Origin of the sequence: Glaciecola siphonariae (genome assembly GCF_042652645.1) — a bacterium.
GTDB classification, from domain to species: Bacteria; Pseudomonadota; Gammaproteobacteria; order Enterobacterales; family Alteromonadaceae; genus Glaciecola; species Glaciecola siphonariae.
Map to the genome: position 1 here is coordinate 108,901 of NZ_JBHSGU010000029.1, position 17,963 is coordinate 126,863.

Consider the following 17,963-nt stretch of genomic DNA (forward strand, 5'->3'; position numbering starts at 1 on the left):
GTGATATCTAGCCTTCGGGGACTTCGTTAATCTCAATACGGTTTTTACCATCTAACATCGCTGCTTTTGCTGCCGCCTTTGCTCGAATTCGCTTTTCGAGCTGGTCAACCAAGTCGTCATTTGACAAACGCTCTCGTTGACGCTTTCCGTCTAAATAGTATCCGCTCATGTTTCGAGCACCGGTTAAGCCTAAATCAGACACCTCAGCTTCACCCGGACCATTCACAACGCAGCCAATGATTGATACGTCCAAAGGCGTAAGCACGTCTTCTAAACGCTGCTCAAGGGCATTGACGGTGGAGATAACATCAAACTCTTGTCTGGAGCAACTCGGACAGGCTATGAAATTTATACCTCTGCTGCGTATTCTTAGCGATTTAAGAATATCAAAGCCAACTTTTATTTCTTCGATTGGGTCGGCCGCAAGAGAAATCCGTATGGTATCGCCAATGCCCTCGGCTAAGAGCATACCTAAACCGACTGAGCTTTTAACGGCACCGGAGCGCAAGCCGCCCGCTTCAGTAATGCCTAGATGAAGGGGCTGATCAATCTTTTGCGCCAACAAGCGGTATGCGCCAACCGCTAAAAAAACATCTGATGCTTTAACCGATACTTTGAATTGATCAAAATTAAGCTTGTCGAGTATATCCACATGTCGCATCGCAGACTCTACAAGTGCCTCAGGCGTTGGCTCTCCGTATTTTTCTTGCAGATCGCGCTCTAAAGACCCTCCATTCACCCCAATTCTTATTGGAATATTTTTATCTCGCGCACAGTCAACTACCGATTTCACGCGCTCTAAATTACCAATATTTCCAGGGTTAATGCGCAGGCAATCAACGCCATACTCTGCTACTTTTAGGGCAATTCGGTAGTCAAAATGGATGTCTGCTACTAGCGGTACTGACACCTTCTGTTTAATTTGCTTAAACGCTTCTGCCGCCTCCATGGTAGGCACCGAGACTCTGACAATTTCTCCACCTACCGCCTGTATCCTGTTAATTTGCGCAACCGTTGCGTCAACGTCGGTTGTAGGTGTGTTTGTCATAGACTGAACAGCGATAGGCGCACCATCACCAATAGGCACGCTGCCTACATTAATACGTGTGGATTTTCTTCTTTTGATAGGGTTTTCAGCAAACATTCTTTACCTTGATTCACCTTGTTTGACGCGACGACGTTATATTCACTTTTACAAAAAGCTCGCTTTCACGGTGCTAGTCATCGTTTAAAGGTAGCTCAAACGTTGCACTGCGACCAGCAGCGAAGCGGCTCATGTCGACCGACTCTCCGCCAAAATCTATACTGACAACTTGCGGGGCACCCAAAATCACCTTAATCGGTGGCACGCCTGAAACCTGCATTACGCGGCCCTTTACTTTAACACCAATGGCGATGGTTTCATCAAAGGCATCTTTGACGCTTACCCAACAATCATCCGAAAATGTAAATACCATATCGACACTGCCGTCGCTGTTAACCTCATCTAAAATGTCACTAGATAGATTAGGAACAAATGCTCCGGCATCGTCGCTGGTAGCTGTTAGTTCATTGTTATCCGCAGCATCATTTGTCACTTGTTCAATAATATCCGCGGCGCTTTGCTCTAGCTTACTGTCCTGAGTAATTACACCCGCGAGTGAGTCAACCCCTTGCTCTTCTCTTAAGTCTTCCGCGCTTTGCTCTTGTGATGATGGGCCCGTGGCTTGGGCTGATGTTTGGCTTGAATTTGCAGCATCACCGCCCGTTAATGAGGTGCTGTCTTGAACGTTTGCCAATGCGTCATCGAGCTCTCCGACTAAGCTGTTAACCGGCGCAGGGGAGTTAAGCTGCGGTCGCACCTTACTTTCGCCGGAACGTTGAGTGGATAATTCGGAGCTTTCTTGGCCGCCGATGCTTTGCTCAGTGTTGCTACTAATATCGTTGTTGCTAGCCTCTGAAAAACTGAAGTTTGACTGGTCTACCCACCATACAACTACAGAGCCAATGACCAATAAAACGATGATGTATGTCACCATGTTCCATCTTGAGTCATTGGCCTCTCGCTCTACGCGTTTGGAAAAACTTTGCAGCTTTGTAGTGGGTGTATCTTGAGCATGAAGCTTATCAAAGGCCTTCAAAAGTGGCTCTGCATTAAGACCTAACAAGCGCGCATACAGACGAACATAGCCTTTGGTAAAGGTAGGCGACACGCCCTTTTCAATGCCGTCTGATTCTATTGCTTGCACGCTGCTTAAACGCAAATGCAAACGGTCAGCAACCTGCTGCTGCGTTAAGCCCTGCTGCTCTCGCGCAGCACTTAAAATATCACCTACCGTAGCAGAGCTTTTATCGTCGTTGTTCTGTGCTACGTTATCATCATTATTCATTGATATCCGGGTCCCTTACCCTCAAGACAGTACCTATTCGAATGGAGGATGAATCGCTCATGTTATTCCATTCCAATAAAGTCGTCATTTTCACATTATATTTTAAGGAAATCCTGTATAAATTTTCACCCGCTGCAACGGTATGATATTCCGGTTCTTCATCTTGCGCGCCTTCGGAATCTACATCAGATTCGATATTTGCTTGAGCACCAGTCTCAATATCCGAATCGATAGAAGCCTCAGCCTCACCATCAGCATCTGTAATTGATTCTATCTGTGCCGTTCCGTCTAATGCAGTATCTACGTCGTCAGTGCTTGCTTGGATTGTTTCGTCAGGGAGTGAAGTTTGATCTAGCGCATTTTCGCTACTTTCCTCAACGTCAAGAGAATCTGCTGCTATGATTGCACTTGAGTCGGTTGCCACGTCTGCCTGTTCAGTTGAAATCTCAGCGCTCGCGGCATCAACTTCTTCAGTGGCGCTTTCTATCACGTCGTCACTCGCCTCAATGATGGCCGCTGACGCTTCTTCAGCAGATTCGTCAAGCGTGGAATCTGCGAGTTGCGCGGCGTCACTCACAAATACTTCGGGTGTTTCTGCGATATCCTCACTTATGTCATCTGCTAAATCATCAGCGGCGCTTTGTGTATCGTTTGCTACTTCAGATTCTGTCGCTGGTTCTGATTCTGATTCTGATTCTGGCTCTGGAGTAGTATCCACAATCATAATATTGTCGGTTTGAATCACTTTTCTCTCATCTATCACTAAGGCAGTTTCACCATTTTGAGTCTCTACTTCTTCAACAATAATGGTGTCTTCTTCGCTGAGAACATTTTCAACTATGGTCGTATCAAGAACAACGGGCTCTGGGGATGATGATTGCTGACGGATTTTTCGCGTCACCGTCGCAGATGGTTGAAACTTGCCCATCTGTGCGAGGTATTTTTTAGTGTTGCTATGGTTTGGAAACATTGACTTTAATATTTCGCCGTAACCAACTGCGGTTTTGGTATCGTTTAAGCCGAGCGCAATTTGATACTGCAGGTAGAGGGTTTCGGCTGACACCTGGGCATTTCGTTCGTATTTAAACAGAGTGCGCTTTGCCTCTTCCCATTGCTTTTCTTGCACGTAGAGTTGTGTAAGCAGGTAAAGACTTTCAGCGCGCGTGGGTTGATGGTTAAGCGCACTGTTAAAATACTCAATCGCCTCTTGGTTTTTTCCTTGGCTCTGGCTGCAAATTGCAAGGTTTTCGTAGGTCTCTGCGGTAGACACATAATTTCTATCGTTTACCGCTTTAAGAAAGTACTCTTTCGCCTTGTCATAATTACCCTGTTGACACAAAAACGCACCGTAACTATTTACAACATCAGGGTCATTATTTGAGAAGCGAAGCGCTGTTTCATAACTATCTTCAGCTAATTTAGGCTCATCAACCTGTTGGTAATAAAATGCGAGGGCATAATGAGCCTGACCGTTGCGTGGCGCAAACTCAAGTGCTTTATCAAGATTAAACTTCGCTTGGCTAAAATTACCATTTTGCAGATAGGTCAAGCCTAAGCTAACGCGCGTCTTTGACGCTTCATTAGCATCGAATTCTCTTGCACCTGTAAATGACGGATCTTCTGGCGCTGACACACAGGCCGACAATGACAGTGCTATAACAACGCAAATTAAAGCTCTCAACATGATAATGATCGTCCTTTGTAATTTTTGGCTACAATTCAAGGTTTTATTATTATTAATTCTTAGTTTTAGCAAAAATATAAAGCAATAATTGATCTAAGCAATGCAATTAGCAAGCCCTTTGCCTGCTATTGAGTCATTCTTACCGATATCGGCTGTCCTTTCATCTGTTTTTTCAACAAACGCTTGGTTCTGTCCACTACATCACCCACTAACTGACCGCAAGCTGCATCAATGTCGTCACCGCGGGTTTTTCTTACCACAACCGTAAAACCATAGCTCATTAATACTTTAGAGAATCGGTCTATTCTTGAGTTGCTTGAGCAAGTATACGGAGATCCTGGGTAGGGATTAAACGGGATTAAGTTAATTTTGCTTGGCGTGTCTTTAAGTACTTTTGCCAACTGATGTGCTTGGTCAGTACTATCATTAATATTGCTAAGCATCACGTACTCCACCGTGACTTTTCCCTGATTAGCTTTCGACTTTGCCAAATAACGGCGCACGCCTGCTAAAAACTCTTCAATGGGGTATTTTTTATTTACCGGTACTATTTCATCGCGCAAAGTATTATCGGCGGCATGCAGCGAAATGGCCAAGGCAACATCAATTTGGTCGCCAAGCTTGTCAAGCGCTGGCACCACACCTGAGGTAGACAGCGTCACGCGCCGCTTTGACAGACCAAAACCAAAGTCATCTAACATGATGTCCATGGCAGGGACGACATTTTTTAAATTGAGCAAGGGCTCACCCATTCCCATCATAACAACATTCGTGATGGGGCGTTGTGAGGTATCTTTAGAGAGCCCAATAAAGGTAGCAACCCGCCACACCTGACCGATGATTTCTGCCACAGTTAAATTACGATTGAAGCCCTGCTGTGCGGTAGAGCAAAATGTGCATTCAAGTGCGCAGCCCACTTGGGACGACACGCACAGCGTAGCGCGGTCACTCTCAGGTATCCACACTGTTTCTACCTCTTGACCGCCGTCTAGCATGATGGCGAATTTTATGGTGCCGTCAGTCGCTTGCTGATATTCAGAAATTTCGGGCGCTCGCACTTCGCAATTCTCGATTAGCTTTGCTTTGAGTGCCTTGTTGATATTGGTCATTTTTTCAAAGTCAGACTCACCGGCTTGATAAATCCACTTCATAAGTTGGTCTGCTCTGAAAGGTTTTTCACCGATAGATGCAAAATAATCCCGTAGGCCCTGACGGTTAAAGTTCAACAAATTTATTTTTTTCGCCTCACCTGTGGACGCGATTTGTACCTGCTGTGCTTCGCTCATATTAAGTACCTATGGGTATTGTGTCGGTTTACTCGTTTTACGCTGGTTTGCGTCTTGCCTTTACGCGCGAGCTTGCGTTGACATACATTGTATTTGCTATACAGCAAAAAAAGGGAGCTCAAGCTCCCTTAGTGTCAACTTGTAATAGTATTAGCGAGTGCGTGGGCAAATCTCTTCGTCAGAAAAGAAATACGCGATTTCGCGAGCAGCCGATTCTGGAGCATCTGAACCATGTACGGCGTTTTCGTCAATAGATTCGGCATAATCTGAACGTAAAGTACCAGCAGCAGCGTCGGCAGGATTGGTAGCACCCATGATTTCGCGATTCTTGACTACCGCATTTTCACCTTCTAATACTTGCACCATGACTGGGCCTGAAGTCATAAAATCAACTAAGGCACCGAAGAAAGGACGTTCTTTATGTTCAGCGTAAAAGCCTTCGGCTTTTTCGCGGCTCAAATGAAGCATTTTAGACGCTACGATACGCAAGCCTGCGCTTTCGAAACGGTTATAAATGGCGCCAATTGCGTTTTTCGCGACCGCATCAGGTTTAATGATAGAAAACGTGCGTTCTAAAGCCATGATTAATTCCTATAAATTCTGTGTGTTTGTGTAACGTCAAAGAGCCTTTGCCCCTCATACATGTAGCGCGCGATTATATGCACTTTCGAAGCAAAATCCCAATCAAATTTTTGATAATTGCGCCAACCGGGGTAATTTGTGTCAGCTTTTTATCTTTTTACTGACTTTTTCAACAACAATTACCCCACATTTGAGGCATTTATGACAAAGAAGCGCTATCAAGCTCTTCTTTAAACCTTGCCCAAACCAAACTGCCCTCTCGCAGCGTGTGAATAGCCTTTTGAAGAACGTCCACAACGTAATCGATTTCTTCTTCTGTGGTATAGCGACCAATACTTAGGCGGATAGAACTGTGTGCCAACTCATCGCTCACACCAATTGCCCGAAGTACGTATGAGGGCTCTAAACTAGCGGAGGTGCATGCCGAGCCTGACGACACAGCCACATCTTTAAGCGCCGTCATCAATAGTTCTGCATCAACACAGCTAAAGCTTACATTCAAGTTATGTGCAACCCTTTGCGCTAAGTCACCGTTAACATAAAGCTCTGGTATTTGTTGAAGGCCTTCGTATAAGCGCTCTCGCAAGGCCAAAATGCGCGAATTTTCGCTCTCCATTTCTAACTTTGCTAAACGAAATGCTTCTCCCATACCCACGATTTGATGGGTTGCTAGGGTGCCTGCCCGCATGCCTCGCTCGTGTCCACCGCCATGGATTTGTGCTTGAATATGAATACGCGGCTTACGCCTGACATATAGCGCGCCGATGCCTTTAGGGCCATAGGTTTTGTGGGCAGAAAACGACATTAAGTCGACTTTCATCTGCTGTAAATCAATGGCAACTTTTCCCGTGCTCTGCGCTGCGTCCACATGAAATATAATGTTTCTGTGCCGACAAATTTCGCCAATCGCGCCAACATCTTGGATAACGCCAATTTCATTATTTACATGCATGACACTAACCAACACAGTGTCTTCGCGTATGTGTGCTTTGAACTTTTCTAAGTCGAGCAGACCATTTGATTCGACCTGCATATACGTCACATCAAAACCTTCATGCTCAAGCTGCTCAGCGGTATCTAGTACGGCTTTGTGTTCCGTGCTCAGCGTTATAATGTGCTTTCCACGGTCTTTATAAAAATGCGCAGCACCTTTTAAAGCGAGATTGTTCGATTCAGTGGCTCCCGACGTAAACACAATTTCTCGCGGGTCTGCATTGACCAAATCTGCAACATGATTGCGCGCAATATCAACCGCCTCTTCTGCAAACCAGCCAAATTTGTGAGACCGAGATGCAGGATTGCCAAAATTACCCTCTCGCGTTAAACACTCATGCATTTTCTGCGCTACGCGTGGGTCCACTGGCGTAGTAGACGAATAATCGAGGTAAATAGGCAATTGTGGAGCACTCATTAAACATTCACTTATTGTTGCTAACTCATTTGGGCATTAAGGCTGACATACTGAACAGGTAATATATGTCCAGCGTGCATGCTACCTGTGCATAGTGTGTCTATTGTTTCAAAATGCAACTTTTATTGCGCAGACATTCGTATCAGGCACTTCGTCTGGTGCTGCGTAAGCAAAGATGAGTCCGGCGCGCGGCACTCGCCCATTGAAACGCACTTTTCCATTGAAACGCACTTTTCCATCGAAACGCAACGCAATAGCGAAAGTCTAATTGTCTAGACAAAATTATCAACTTTTTACTCAAGCACGATTACTGCTGAGAGCGGCAATCTGGAAGCAATGTGGTACACGGCAATGGTTATCTAAATGCTAGGGTCAAAAGCCTCCGCTGCGGCCTTTTTCAACACGGGCGAAATGCCCGTTTGCGCAAAATCTTCAGCATTAAGCTTGGGCAACGACTGCGTGCACACATCGCCGCCTAGTGATTGAATGACTTTGCACATTTCTTCTACCTTAGTATCCATCAAGTGCACGTGCTCAAGCATTAAACCTAGTGCGCTGGCTACCGGGTCCGGATTTTCCTCCGAGATGGCGTATGCATCAAAACCATACTTCTTTGCAATCGCGTGGCGCTTTGCATCGCGTTCTTTGTCTTCTTTCTTTTGCAAAATATTACGCCCGGGTATGCCTACGCACGTTGCACCGTTCGGTACGTCTTTTACTACGACTGAATTAGAACCCACGCGAGCGTTGTGCCCAATCGTAATAGGCCCGAGTATTTTCGCCCCTGCCCCAATTACTGAATTATTTTCAAGCGTTGGATGACGTTTTCCAGCACTCCAACTGGTTCCGCCTAAGGTTACGCCATGATAAAGCGTGACATCATCACCCACGATAGCGGTTTCACCAATCACTACCCCCATGCCGTGATCAATAAACACACGTCGGCCCAGCACTGCTGCGGGATGAATTTCAATGCCGGTAATAAAACGGCTTAAATTTGAAACAAAACGAGCTAGCCAATATAGCTTTATATGCCATAGTTTGTGACTTAAGCGATGCACCCAAATGGCATGAAGACCGGGATAGTTAAACAGTACTTCGAGCGTATTTCGAGCCGCGGGGTCGCGATGAAATACACTGGCAATATCCTCTTTAACGCGCTCGAACATATCAGGCCTCGTCATCGTGCAGTGGTTTATTGACTGCTGTGTTTGCTCGACCCTGTTTCACATCATATTGTTTATCAATTGACGCAAGAATGCCGCGCAGTATATTAAGTTCAAGTGCCTCAGGACGGGCACGATTGAACAAACGTTTCAGCTTTTCCATTACCACGCCAGGGTGATTTTCGCGGATAAAACTCGTTTTGCGCAGCGTGCTCTCAAGATGCACATAAAAGCGCGCCAAATCTTCGGCCATTGGATACTCACTAACCTTGACCGGCCGATATTTGCGCTTTTCACGGTCTAAATAGTCGGTGCGAATTTCATAACAAAAGGTCTGAACGGCTGCGGCTAAATTAAGAGAGCTGTATTCAGGATTTGCCTCAATGCATGTATGAAAATCGCAGACCCGCAGTTCGTTATTATTTAAACCACTGTTTTCTCTGCCAAAGACTAAGGCAACATCGTGCTGATGTACTTCATCGTTTATTTTGATGCCTGTCTCGCGTGGCGTAAGCATCGGCCAAGAGAGCGTCCGCGTGCGTGCAGAAGTGCCAATCACCAAGCCACAATCGGCAATAGCCTCGGCTAAGGTGGGCACTATTTTCGCATTCGCAAGCACATCACCGGCGCCCGCTGCTAAGGCACTTGATTTGCCATCTGGTTCAGATACGGGGTCTACCAAATATAGAGAAGATAGGCCCATAGTTTTCATCGCTCTGGCTGCCGACCCTATGTTGCCTGTATGAGAGGTATTAACCAGTACGATACGAACCTTATCGAGCATATTTTTGATATCCTTTGCAACGCATCTCAAACATCGAACATAAAACATCGAACATGAAACGCAAGCGTCGCCTGAGTTGATGTATGAGCTTTATGTATGAACTATATGTATGACCCGTGTGCATAACTTTTTGGGAAAACGACCGTTAAAAAACGGCGCACAATATAGCATGTGAAGTGCTTGTCTGATACACTCTATGGTGTTTTTATCCCGTTCTTTTAACAATTTGTCTTTTTTATTTGGTGGACTCTATGCATCCTATGCTCAATATTGCCGTGCGCGCAGCACGCGCCGCTGGCTCAATCATCGCGCGAGGGTTTGAAAATCGCGACGACCTTAACATCGAAAAAAAAGGACTGAACGATTTTGTAACTAAAATCGACAAAGAAGCGGAAACCGCAATTATCGGAAAAATTCAAGACGCGTATCCTGACCACTCCTTCATTGGAGAAGAAGGCGGGTCAATCTCAAACAACCCTGATTATGTGTGGGTAATCGACCCTCTCGATGGCACCACTAATTTTATAAAAGGCATTCCTCATTTTGCAGTAAGCATCGCCTTACTGCACAAAGGTAAACTCGACCAAGCGGTAGTGTTTGACCCTATCCGAGGCGAGCTTTTTGCTGGCAGCAAAGGCGCTGGCGCTCAGCTTAATGGTTATCGTATTCGCGCAAGCAAAACAAAAGACTTATCGAGCTCGATTCTAGCAACCGCGTTCCCGTTTAGAGATAAAGCTCGATTGGAGGAATCTCTGCAGCAATTTAACCGTATATTTTCTCAAGCTGGTGATGTACGCCGCTCAGGCTCTGCTGCTTTAGATTTGGCATATGTGGCTGCCGGTCGCTTTGACGGTTATTGGGAAAAGGGCCTAAAATCGTGGGATATGGCCGCAGGCGAGCTATTGGTCAAAGAAGCAGGCGGCTTAATCACCGATTACGCAGGCAATAACGACCCCTTGTATGCTGAGCTTAAACAAGCCGGAAGTGCTAATGGTTTGGTCGCTGGAAGCTCTCGCGTGGTACAGCACATTGTTAAGAATCTTAAAGCCTGATAGCCATCAACTGATGGCACTTTTACGATAGTCGGTTGACAAGGAGGCGCTTTGAATCCATACCAAAATATGCCAGACGATGCTTTTTGGAAAAGCGCTGTTGCATCACAACATATGCTCGACATCGCAGGGCTTTGGAAGCCAAAATTTGCTATCAGACCTGCGCAAAAAGTGGTGACCTTTGGCTCATGTTTTGCGCAGCATATCGGCAGGGCGTTAAAACAGCGTGGCTACAATTGGTTGAGCACTGAAAAAGCGCCTCATCGAATGAGTGCCGAGGATGCGGCTCGATTCAATTACGATATATTTTCATCACGAACGGGCAATATCTACACCACGTCCTTGCTTGATCAGTGGACAAACTGGGCGCTTGGCTATAAAGAAATTCCATCTGAGATATGGGAAAAAGATGGGCGTTTTTACGACCCCTTTCGACCCAACATAGAGCCACAGGGCTTCGCGTCAGCTGACGAGGTAGTACGCTCGCGTCAGTACACGGTTGACGCCTTTGGTCGCGCCATAAAAAGCGCTGAATACTTCGTATTTACGCTAGGCCTCACCGAGAGCTGGACAAACCAAGCGCACGAATATGAATATCCGATGTGTCCAGGCACTGTTGCTGGAGAGTTCAACGGTGACATACATAAGTTTACCAACCAACAGTTTGTGCCTATTTTGGAACGTTTGCGCAATGCGATGGAAAAGATGCGTAAGGTCAATCCTAAGCTTCGGTTTATTTTGACGGTATCACCCGTGCCATTAACCGCAACCGCCTCTGGTAAACACGTATTAGTAGCAACGATGGCATCAAAATCTATCCTCAGAGCAGTGGCCGAACAATTGTCGTCCAACCGTCAGTATGTGGATTATTTTCCCTCGTATGAAATTATTAATTCTCCGGTTTTTAAAGGTAATTTCTTTATGCCAAATCTGCGAAGCGTTCACCCGAAGGGCGTCGCATTTGTAATGGAGAATTTTTTCGCAGCGCTGCCCCAAGCTAATAAGGCAAATAAAACAAAGGTAGACGCTACTCAAGCACAAGCTGATGAGGTATGTGAGGAGCTCATGCTCGCTCATTTCAAAAATTAATATGATGTCTAAACTTCTTCTTATATCAGATAGCAATGCCGCGTCAGTTAAAGATGCAGCCAACCAAGGCCTTTTAAACTTAGACATAGATATTGATTATCTGCCCCTAAGTGGCAAAAACGCTGCACTGTTAAATGAGCTATCGCTTGAAGGCAATATGCTGACATCTGAGCATGAGAGTGTAAAAGCAATAATGACCCGCAATGGCTTTTTGAACACCGGCATCGATTTGCGCGAATATTCGTACGTAGTGATATTTGGGTTCCAACTGTTCAGTAGCGGAAATGGCAGCAATTGGATTGCCATTGTGGATGACCAAGACAAGTTTTTGAGTCAAGCGGTGCGAAAGGCAACGCCTTCAATTTACGATAATATTTGCGCCACTTTCCATTTAGAATTTATTAAAAGACTAAAAACGGTTGATAACGAACAGGCGCTGAGTCATTTAAACGTATTTTCAATAGCATCACCACTGCCCAATCAAGGTCACCCTGGCTGGCGAGGCGTTATCGGTAAGCGAAGTAGCCCGCTAAACGCCTATGAGCAACAGGCTCAAGAAATTTGTGAAGGCTTTGGAGTCCAGTTTGTTACGCTGCCTACCCGCTTATTAGCAAATAACGGCTATAGTGCTGCAAAAGAGTTTTGGTACGGAAACGCAAAGGATTTTTCACACTTAAATGCACAAGGCGCCGCAATTCTAATGGAGCATTTTGCCGCTCTTGCCAACATTCGCAAGATAAGCTAAATCGCTTAAGCACATCTCAGTTGCTGTTGGGCGGCGCAGGCACGTCTATTTTTAATAAAATATCTTCACTCACCCATTCAGCTTGCGGGTCTGAATCATAGCCTATATTATAGTCTAAACGTTTGATAGGCAGCGTTGCCTTGAGCCGACCGCCGTCTTTTTTCAGGGTAAATTTGACCGGCTTGCTCATACCACGCAGCGTAAGTTCTCCACTTACGCTGAATCCATCAGCCGCTGCGGTAACTGAGCGGCTTACAAAACTGCCCGTTGGGTGATTTTCGACGTCAAACCAATCTGCTTCTGGCAGCGTTTCGTCATAAACAAAGTCACCTGTTTTTGCACTGCTTAAATCAAAGGTAGTTTCGATACTGCCAGAATCGTTGGCGTTTGGGAGAATGATGCTGCCCGTCCATTGTTCGAACTTGCCCGAAAACGTCATGCCCGCATGTTCACCACTGAAGGCGACGCTTGCATTTTGATTGTTAATCTCGAATCGAGCATAGCATGCACTGGCAACACACCAGAGCGCGATTGCCAATATCGTATGCAAGACCGTAAAACGATTTATTTGAATCACTTAGCTTTACTCCACCACATTCGTTTTAATAAAGAAATACCCTGCTTCTTTTTATGCATCACAACTGCGCCTATATGACCCACCACCAAAATGATTAATGCTGTAGCCGTTACCCAGTGAATGTTGCGTGCAATCGTTTCAATTGTTTTATTGCGCTGAACAAATGGAATATGAGGCCATTTTATCCATTCTACAAATACAAAGGTCGGCAGGCCGAAGGGACTGGCAGATACCATCAACCAGCCGCTGATGGGCATTAACACAAGTGCACAATACAGTGCCACATGACCGAGCTTAGCCAAACGTTGTTCGGCTACACTCATCTGAGTCGGCAATGCTGGCTGCCTAGTTAACCAACGCGTGAGCACTCGCAACACTATGGCCCACAGCATAATAACACCCGCCGCTTTATGCACCTGAAACAGCTTGTACTGGTCGGCTTTTGGCATGTCTGCATTTACCATGTACGCGCCTGTGACAACCATAAATAATAGTCCGAGCGCAATCAGCCAATGCAGGACTATGCTCAGACTATGATAACGCTGTATATTACTCGACATTCTAATGATTTCTGTTAGTCAGCTTTAAAGAACTCTCCCTCAATCATGACCTCAACAGAATCGCCTATATTCGGAACATATTTGCTCATGCCCCACTTTGAACGCTCAATAGTGGTTGTCGCTGAAAATCCCATAGTCGGTTTACCAGAAAACGGTTGACGCTGCATCGCGCCGTTGAATGTTACGTCTAAGGTGACTGGCAGTGTTGTACCTAAAAATCGTAAATCACCCTTCATCAAGGCGGTTGTATCGCCAGTCATTTCAATGTTGCTAGAGGTAAATTCGATGCTTGCAAATTCTCCTGCGTTAAACCAGTCTTTGTCGGTTGCCAAGATGTTGTTAAAATCTTTTTCAGCCGCATTAGGGTAGGCGGTTTGAATAGACATAGGGTTAATACTCGCCGTGACTTTGCTGTTTTCTATGTTATTAGGGTCGTAGTCGATGCTTGCGTCAAAATCGGCAAATCTTGCGACATAATCTGACAAACCGAGGTGCGACACTTTCCATACAATGCTTGCATGGCTTAAATCCAATGCATATTCGCCGGCGGGCATATCGTTAAACGGGCTTTTAGCAAACACCCACGACACACAGCTGCTAAGAAAAAGACTGATTGCTACAACACTGACAGTAAATACTTTCATTTTTATTATTCCTTTATCATGCTTATTTGGTGACGATGTTATTTAAAAATTTATTTCGGCGCGCCTACTTACACATTAGCCTAATATTGCGCCAATTGCTGATGAATGCTGTTGACTAACTCGCTTGGTATGCAAAGGTTCTGCGAAAGCTCTTGCAAAAAGGCCTGAGAGGCTGGCGCAGATGTATCTACAGCGCTCGCGCTAGCGGCATATACCTCAATGCCTGTTTGCGCATTAGGCACCTGATTCACCAAGTCGTGCAGCGACAAGGGTTTGCGCAGTTCATCAAACAAGGTCGCCTTTTCTTGAACGCTAAGCTCCATAGTGTCGACCTGTGCAAAAATTCGCTGGCGCTCTTGCGCATCAATATGGCCGTCTGCATGGGCTGCAGAAATCATTGCGCGCATTAAAAGCATTTGCCCTTGTTCGTTATTTTGGTCAACAACCTCTTCAAACGCTTGTTGAGGAAGCGCTGCGGGGCGAAAGTCAAACTGTGCCGCTTTTGACTGGACATGACCGCCTGCGTTATATGTTTCTGCTTGATGCCCTTGCGATGACGGAAAATACTGAGACTGGCTAGCTGGCGCGCTTTGTGCACCATGAGGCACGCCTGAGACAGCAGTCGCGCCTTTGTTTGCCGAGTAGCTCTGATAGGCCTTCCACGCGATACCGCCAACGGCAGCAAGCGCACCAACTTTTAAGGCACCTTTGCCTACTTTTCGGCCTTTTTTGCTGGCTATCATGCTTGTTAAACCGCCACCTGCCACGCCACCCATGAAGCCGCTAAGTGCGCCTGACTTACTGAGACCACCTACTAATTTAGATAAATCCATTTCGTTCTCCACCGATGAACTTGTCAGATATTGATGTTATTTATACAGCCGCTCGATAAAAAAGTTTCTTTATTTGGCACCTATTTACGCGAAATATTACGACAACTCTCATTTGCGATTGGCCGCTTCGATATTTTTTGCCGGTCGCCGATGTTTAGATAAGCTGAATCCTGTTTAAGAAACGGCCCTCAGCACCACCAGAGGAGCGAAGACTAACTTGTCCAATATTGACTCGTAAAAAAATGCAATAAAAAAGCACGCTCAAGAGCGTGCTTTTTTGGTTTTACTATGGCTAATCTGCCAAAACAGCCTAATTTACATGCTTAGAGCGATTCTAGGTCCTCGCCTTCTTTTTCAATTTCAGGTGGCATTAAGTCTTCTTTGCTCACGCCTAAGAACAGCGCAACAGATGATGCGATATAAACAGACGAATACGTCCCAATAAACACACCAAATAGCAAGGCCGTGGCAAACCCATGGATGAGTGCCCCACCTTTATAAAACAAGGCGACCAGCACTAAAATGGTGGTAAGCGAGGTAACAATCGTTCGGTTTAGGGTTTGAGTCAGAGAAATATTAATGACCTCTTCTGGCCCGCCCTTTCTAACTTTGCGAAAGTTTTCACGAATACGGTCACTAACCACAATGGTATCGTTAAGTGAATAACCAATTACCGCTAGCAAAGCTGCAAGTACGGTTAGGTCAAATTCAAGCTGCAACACGCTAAACAAGCCAAGCGTAAGAATAACGTCATGAGCCAAAGCGCCCACCGAACCTAGTGCAAAGCGGTATTCAAAACGCATAGCCACGTATATCAAAATACATATAAGGGCGACCAACATCGCAAGACCGCCTTGCTCTGTTAACTCCTCTCCTACATTTGGCCCCACAAATTCGATGCGCTGCATTTCGACGTTAGACGAGCCCTCTTTCAGAGCGGCCATTACCATATCGCCTATAATTTCTGCTTGCACATCGTCCCTTGGCGCTACGCGAATCAGTACTTCCTGACTGCTACCAAAGTTTTGCACCACAGCATCGGGGAAATTTGCCGCGCTGAGCTCATCTCGTATTAATTCGAGATTGGCCCCGTCGGGATAATTAACCTGAATAACCGTACCGCCAGTAAAATCTAAGCCCCAGTTTAGTTGATTCACCGCCAACGAAGCGATAGAGCCAATAATAAGGACCGTGGAAAAAATCATCGCAGGAAACCGAAACTTCATAAAGTTAACGGTTTCTTTGAGATTCAATATTTGAATTTGCATTGTCTCGTTCCTTAAATCGCTAACTTCGTAATTTTCTTGCCACCCCAAAAGAGGTTTACAAGCACGCGGGTCACTATGATGGCAGTGAACATTGATGTCAGAATGCCAATCATCAAGGTGATTGAAAAGCCCTTAATCGGTCCGGTTCCAACAGCAAACAAAATCATCCCCACAATGAAGGTGGTAATATTGGCATCTAAAATCGTTGAAAATGCATTGTCGTAGCCAAAGTGGATTGCTTGCTGGGGGCTTCGCCCGTCTCGCAGTTCTTCCCGTATCCTTTCGAATATAAGAACGTTGGCATCTACCGCCATACCCACCGTCAATACTATTCCAGCCATGCCCGGTAAGGTAAGTGTGGCACCTGTAATCATCGACATAATGCCGACTATCATCACCAAGTTGGTTACCAAGGCGATATTGGCAACAATGCCAAAGGCCTGATAGTAAATAAGCATGAATATCAGAACGGCAATCAACCCATAGATAATCGCTTGCATGCCCAGCTCAATATTTTCTTTACCTAAGCTCGGCCCCACGGTGCGCTCTTCTACTATTTGGATAGGCGCGATGAGCGCTCCAGCACGTAAAAGTAATGCCAAGTCTCTGGCTTCGCTTGCAGAGTCGATACCGGTAATGCGGAAGGACGAACCTAACTGACTTTGAATTGTGGCGACATTGATCACTTCTTCAGATTTTTCAAAAATCAACTTGCCATTAGCGTCACGCTCATCGGTGGCTTTAAATTCAATAAACACCGTCGCCATTGGCTTACCGATATTATCGCGACTGAATTTACTGATTTTACTGCCGCCCTTAGAATCAAGATTAATGTTAACCTGCGGAAACCCGTTCTCATCCATGCTATTTGTAGCATCAATGATGTGACTGCCTTCTAGCATGATTTGTTTTTTCAGCAATACTGGCTGGCCGTTTCGTTCATATAACAACTCTGAACCTGCCGGCACGCGGCCATTCACGGCGTCGCGGATGTCACCTTCGCCATCAACAAGGCGGAAGTTAAGTGTGGCGGTAGCATTGAGGATCTCTTTCGCCTTTGCCGTATCTTGTATGCCCGGCAATTGCACGACTATTCGGTCTTGACCTTGCTTTTGTACAAGCGGCTCTGCAACTCCAAGCTGGTTTACTCGATTTCGAATAATAGTAATATTCTGCTTCACCGCATAATCGCGTATTTGAGTAAGACGAGCCTCAGTAAAGCTTGCTCTGAGCGTTAGTGAATCACGCTCATCAATGGTCATGTCTTGATAGCTGTTGCGTAAGAAGAACTGCGCGCTTTCTAATACGTCTTCGTCGCGAAAAACAACTTCAACCGCATCACCTACTTTGCGTACCGAACGATAGCGAATTTTTTCTTCTCGTAAGCGGTCACGAAACTCGTCTACCACACCACCTACGGCAGTATCGATAGCACTGTTCATGTCCACTTCCATCATAAAGTGTACGCCGCCTCTTAGGTCTAAGCCTAACTTCATCGGCGTGCCACCTAAGTCATCAAGCCAGTCGGGAGTATCTGGCGCTAGGTTCATGGCTACAAAGTAGTCGTCACCTAAGGACTTTTCGAGGGTTTCACGAGCAAGCAATTGTGTATCTGAATCAGGCACGCGGATAAGGATCCTGTCATTTTCAAATTCAACTGCTTTTATCGCAATATTGGCTTTGTTTAACTGCGATTCAACATTGGCTGCTAAGGCTTGAGTGACAGTGGTATCTCTGCCCGATGAAATTTGCACCGCATGATCCTCTCCGTAGAGGTTTGGGAGCGCATACAAACTGCAAAGTGCCAGCATAAATACAACTAGCACGTATTTCCAAATTGGAGTTTGGTTTAACACAATAACTTCCTGTAAAGCCGCTAGCGCTAGCTAGCGAGAGTTAACTAACTATGCGGC

17 protein-coding genes are annotated in these 17,963 nt (G+C 45.7%); 3 read left to right on the forward strand and 14 right to left on the reverse strand.

Features of this window, described 5'->3' with window-relative positions; translation table 11 throughout:
- Positions 1–7: 7 nt before the first annotated feature.
- The 8 genes from ispG to trmJ form a co-directional block, all read right to left on the reverse strand.
- A complete protein-coding gene (gene ispG, locus ACFO4O_RS17245) occupies positions 8–1,144 on the reverse strand; it encodes a flavodoxin-dependent (E)-4-hydroxy-3-methylbut-2-enyl-diphosphate synthase (RefSeq protein WP_382410799.1) in 1,137 nt (378 codons plus the stop codon).
- A 73-nt stretch (positions 1,145–1,217) separates the two neighbouring features.
- Entirely contained in the window at positions 1,218–2,369 is a 1,152-nt protein-coding gene (locus ACFO4O_RS17250) for a RodZ domain-containing protein (protein WP_382410801.1), read from the reverse strand.
- Entirely contained in the window at positions 2,362–4,053 is a 1,692-nt protein-coding gene (gene pilW / locus ACFO4O_RS17255) for a type IV pilus biogenesis/stability protein PilW (RefSeq protein ID WP_382410803.1), read from the reverse strand. The genes ACFO4O_RS17250 and pilW overlap by 8 nt, the downstream gene beginning before the upstream one ends.
- A 125-nt stretch (positions 4,054–4,178) precedes the next feature.
- Positions 4,179–5,339 carry a dual-specificity RNA methyltransferase RlmN gene (rlmN, locus tag ACFO4O_RS17260; protein ID WP_382410805.1) on the reverse strand — a complete coding sequence of 387 codons (1,161 nt, stop codon included), beginning with the start codon at positions 5,337–5,339 and terminating at the stop codon, positions 4,179–4,181.
- A gap of 150 nt (positions 5,340–5,489) precedes the next feature.
- A complete protein-coding gene (ndk, locus tag ACFO4O_RS17265; protein ID WP_382410807.1) occupies positions 5,490–5,921 on the reverse strand; it encodes a nucleoside-diphosphate kinase in 432 nt (143 codons plus the stop codon).
- Positions 5,922–6,120: 199 nt separating this feature from the next.
- On the reverse strand, positions 6,121–7,332 hold the full coding sequence (locus ACFO4O_RS17270) for an IscS subfamily cysteine desulfurase (RefSeq protein WP_382410809.1): 1,212 nt from the start codon (positions 7,330–7,332) through the stop codon (positions 6,121–6,123).
- 359 nt (positions 7,333–7,691) lie between these two features.
- Positions 7,692–8,501 carry a serine O-acetyltransferase gene (cysE, locus tag ACFO4O_RS17275; protein WP_382410811.1) on the reverse strand — a complete coding sequence of 270 codons (810 nt, stop codon included), beginning with the start codon at positions 8,499–8,501 and terminating at the stop codon, positions 7,692–7,694.
- A gap of 1 nt (position 8,502) precedes the next feature.
- Complete coding sequence (trmJ, locus tag ACFO4O_RS17280; protein WP_382410813.1) at positions 8,503–9,282, reverse strand: tRNA (cytosine(32)/uridine(32)-2'-O)-methyltransferase TrmJ; 780 nt, start codon at positions 9,280–9,282, stop codon at positions 8,503–8,505.
- 251 nt (positions 9,283–9,533) lie between these two features.
- Between trmJ and ACFO4O_RS17285 the strand changes: the two genes are divergently transcribed.
- The 3 genes from ACFO4O_RS17285 to ACFO4O_RS17295 are packed head-to-tail and all read left to right on the forward strand — an operon-like array spanning position 9,534 to position 12,168.
- Positions 9,534–10,334: an inositol monophosphatase family protein gene (locus ACFO4O_RS17285; protein WP_382410815.1), complete on the forward strand. Its 801-nt coding sequence runs from the start codon at positions 9,534–9,536 to the stop codon at positions 10,332–10,334.
- Between the two features lie 51 nt (positions 10,335–10,385).
- Positions 10,386–11,423, forward strand: a complete 1,038-nt coding sequence (locus ACFO4O_RS17290) for a GSCFA domain-containing protein (protein ID WP_382410817.1) — start codon at positions 10,386–10,388, stop codon at positions 11,421–11,423.
- 1 nt (position 11,424) lies between these two features.
- Complete coding sequence (locus ACFO4O_RS17295; RefSeq protein WP_382410819.1) at positions 11,425–12,168, forward strand: hypothetical protein; 744 nt, start codon at positions 11,425–11,427, stop codon at positions 12,166–12,168.
- Between the two features lie 16 nt (positions 12,169–12,184).
- Here ACFO4O_RS17295 and ACFO4O_RS17300 read toward each other — a convergent pair whose 3' ends face one another.
- From ACFO4O_RS17300 to secD, 6 genes are all read right to left on the reverse strand, one after another.
- Positions 12,185–12,745: a YceI family protein gene (locus ACFO4O_RS17300; RefSeq protein WP_382410821.1), complete on the reverse strand. Its 561-nt coding sequence runs from the start codon at positions 12,743–12,745 to the stop codon at positions 12,185–12,187.
- The gene (locus ACFO4O_RS17305; protein WP_382410823.1) at positions 12,742–13,305 is read right to left on the reverse strand and encodes a cytochrome b; all 564 of its coding nucleotides are present in this window, start codon (positions 13,303–13,305) and stop codon (positions 12,742–12,744) included. The genes ACFO4O_RS17300 and ACFO4O_RS17305 overlap by 4 nt, the downstream gene beginning before the upstream one ends.
- 14 nt (positions 13,306–13,319) lie before the next feature.
- Positions 13,320–13,949, reverse strand: coding sequence for a YceI family protein (locus ACFO4O_RS17310; RefSeq protein ID WP_382410825.1), 630 nt, complete (start codon positions 13,947–13,949; stop codon positions 13,320–13,322).
- Positions 13,950–14,029: 80 nt separating this feature from the next.
- Complete coding sequence (locus ACFO4O_RS17315; protein ID WP_382410827.1) at positions 14,030–14,782, reverse strand: tellurite resistance TerB family protein; 753 nt, start codon at positions 14,780–14,782, stop codon at positions 14,030–14,032.
- Positions 14,783–15,105: 323 nt separating this feature from the next.
- Positions 15,106–16,044 carry a protein translocase subunit SecF gene (gene secF / locus ACFO4O_RS17320; protein WP_382411125.1) on the reverse strand — a complete coding sequence of 313 codons (939 nt, stop codon included), beginning with the start codon at positions 16,042–16,044 and terminating at the stop codon, positions 15,106–15,108.
- A gap of 17 nt (positions 16,045–16,061) precedes the next feature.
- Entirely contained in the window at positions 16,062–17,906 is a 1,845-nt protein-coding gene (gene secD, locus ACFO4O_RS17325) for a protein translocase subunit SecD (protein ID WP_382410829.1), read from the reverse strand.
- Between the last annotated feature and the right edge of the window lie 57 nt (positions 17,907–17,963).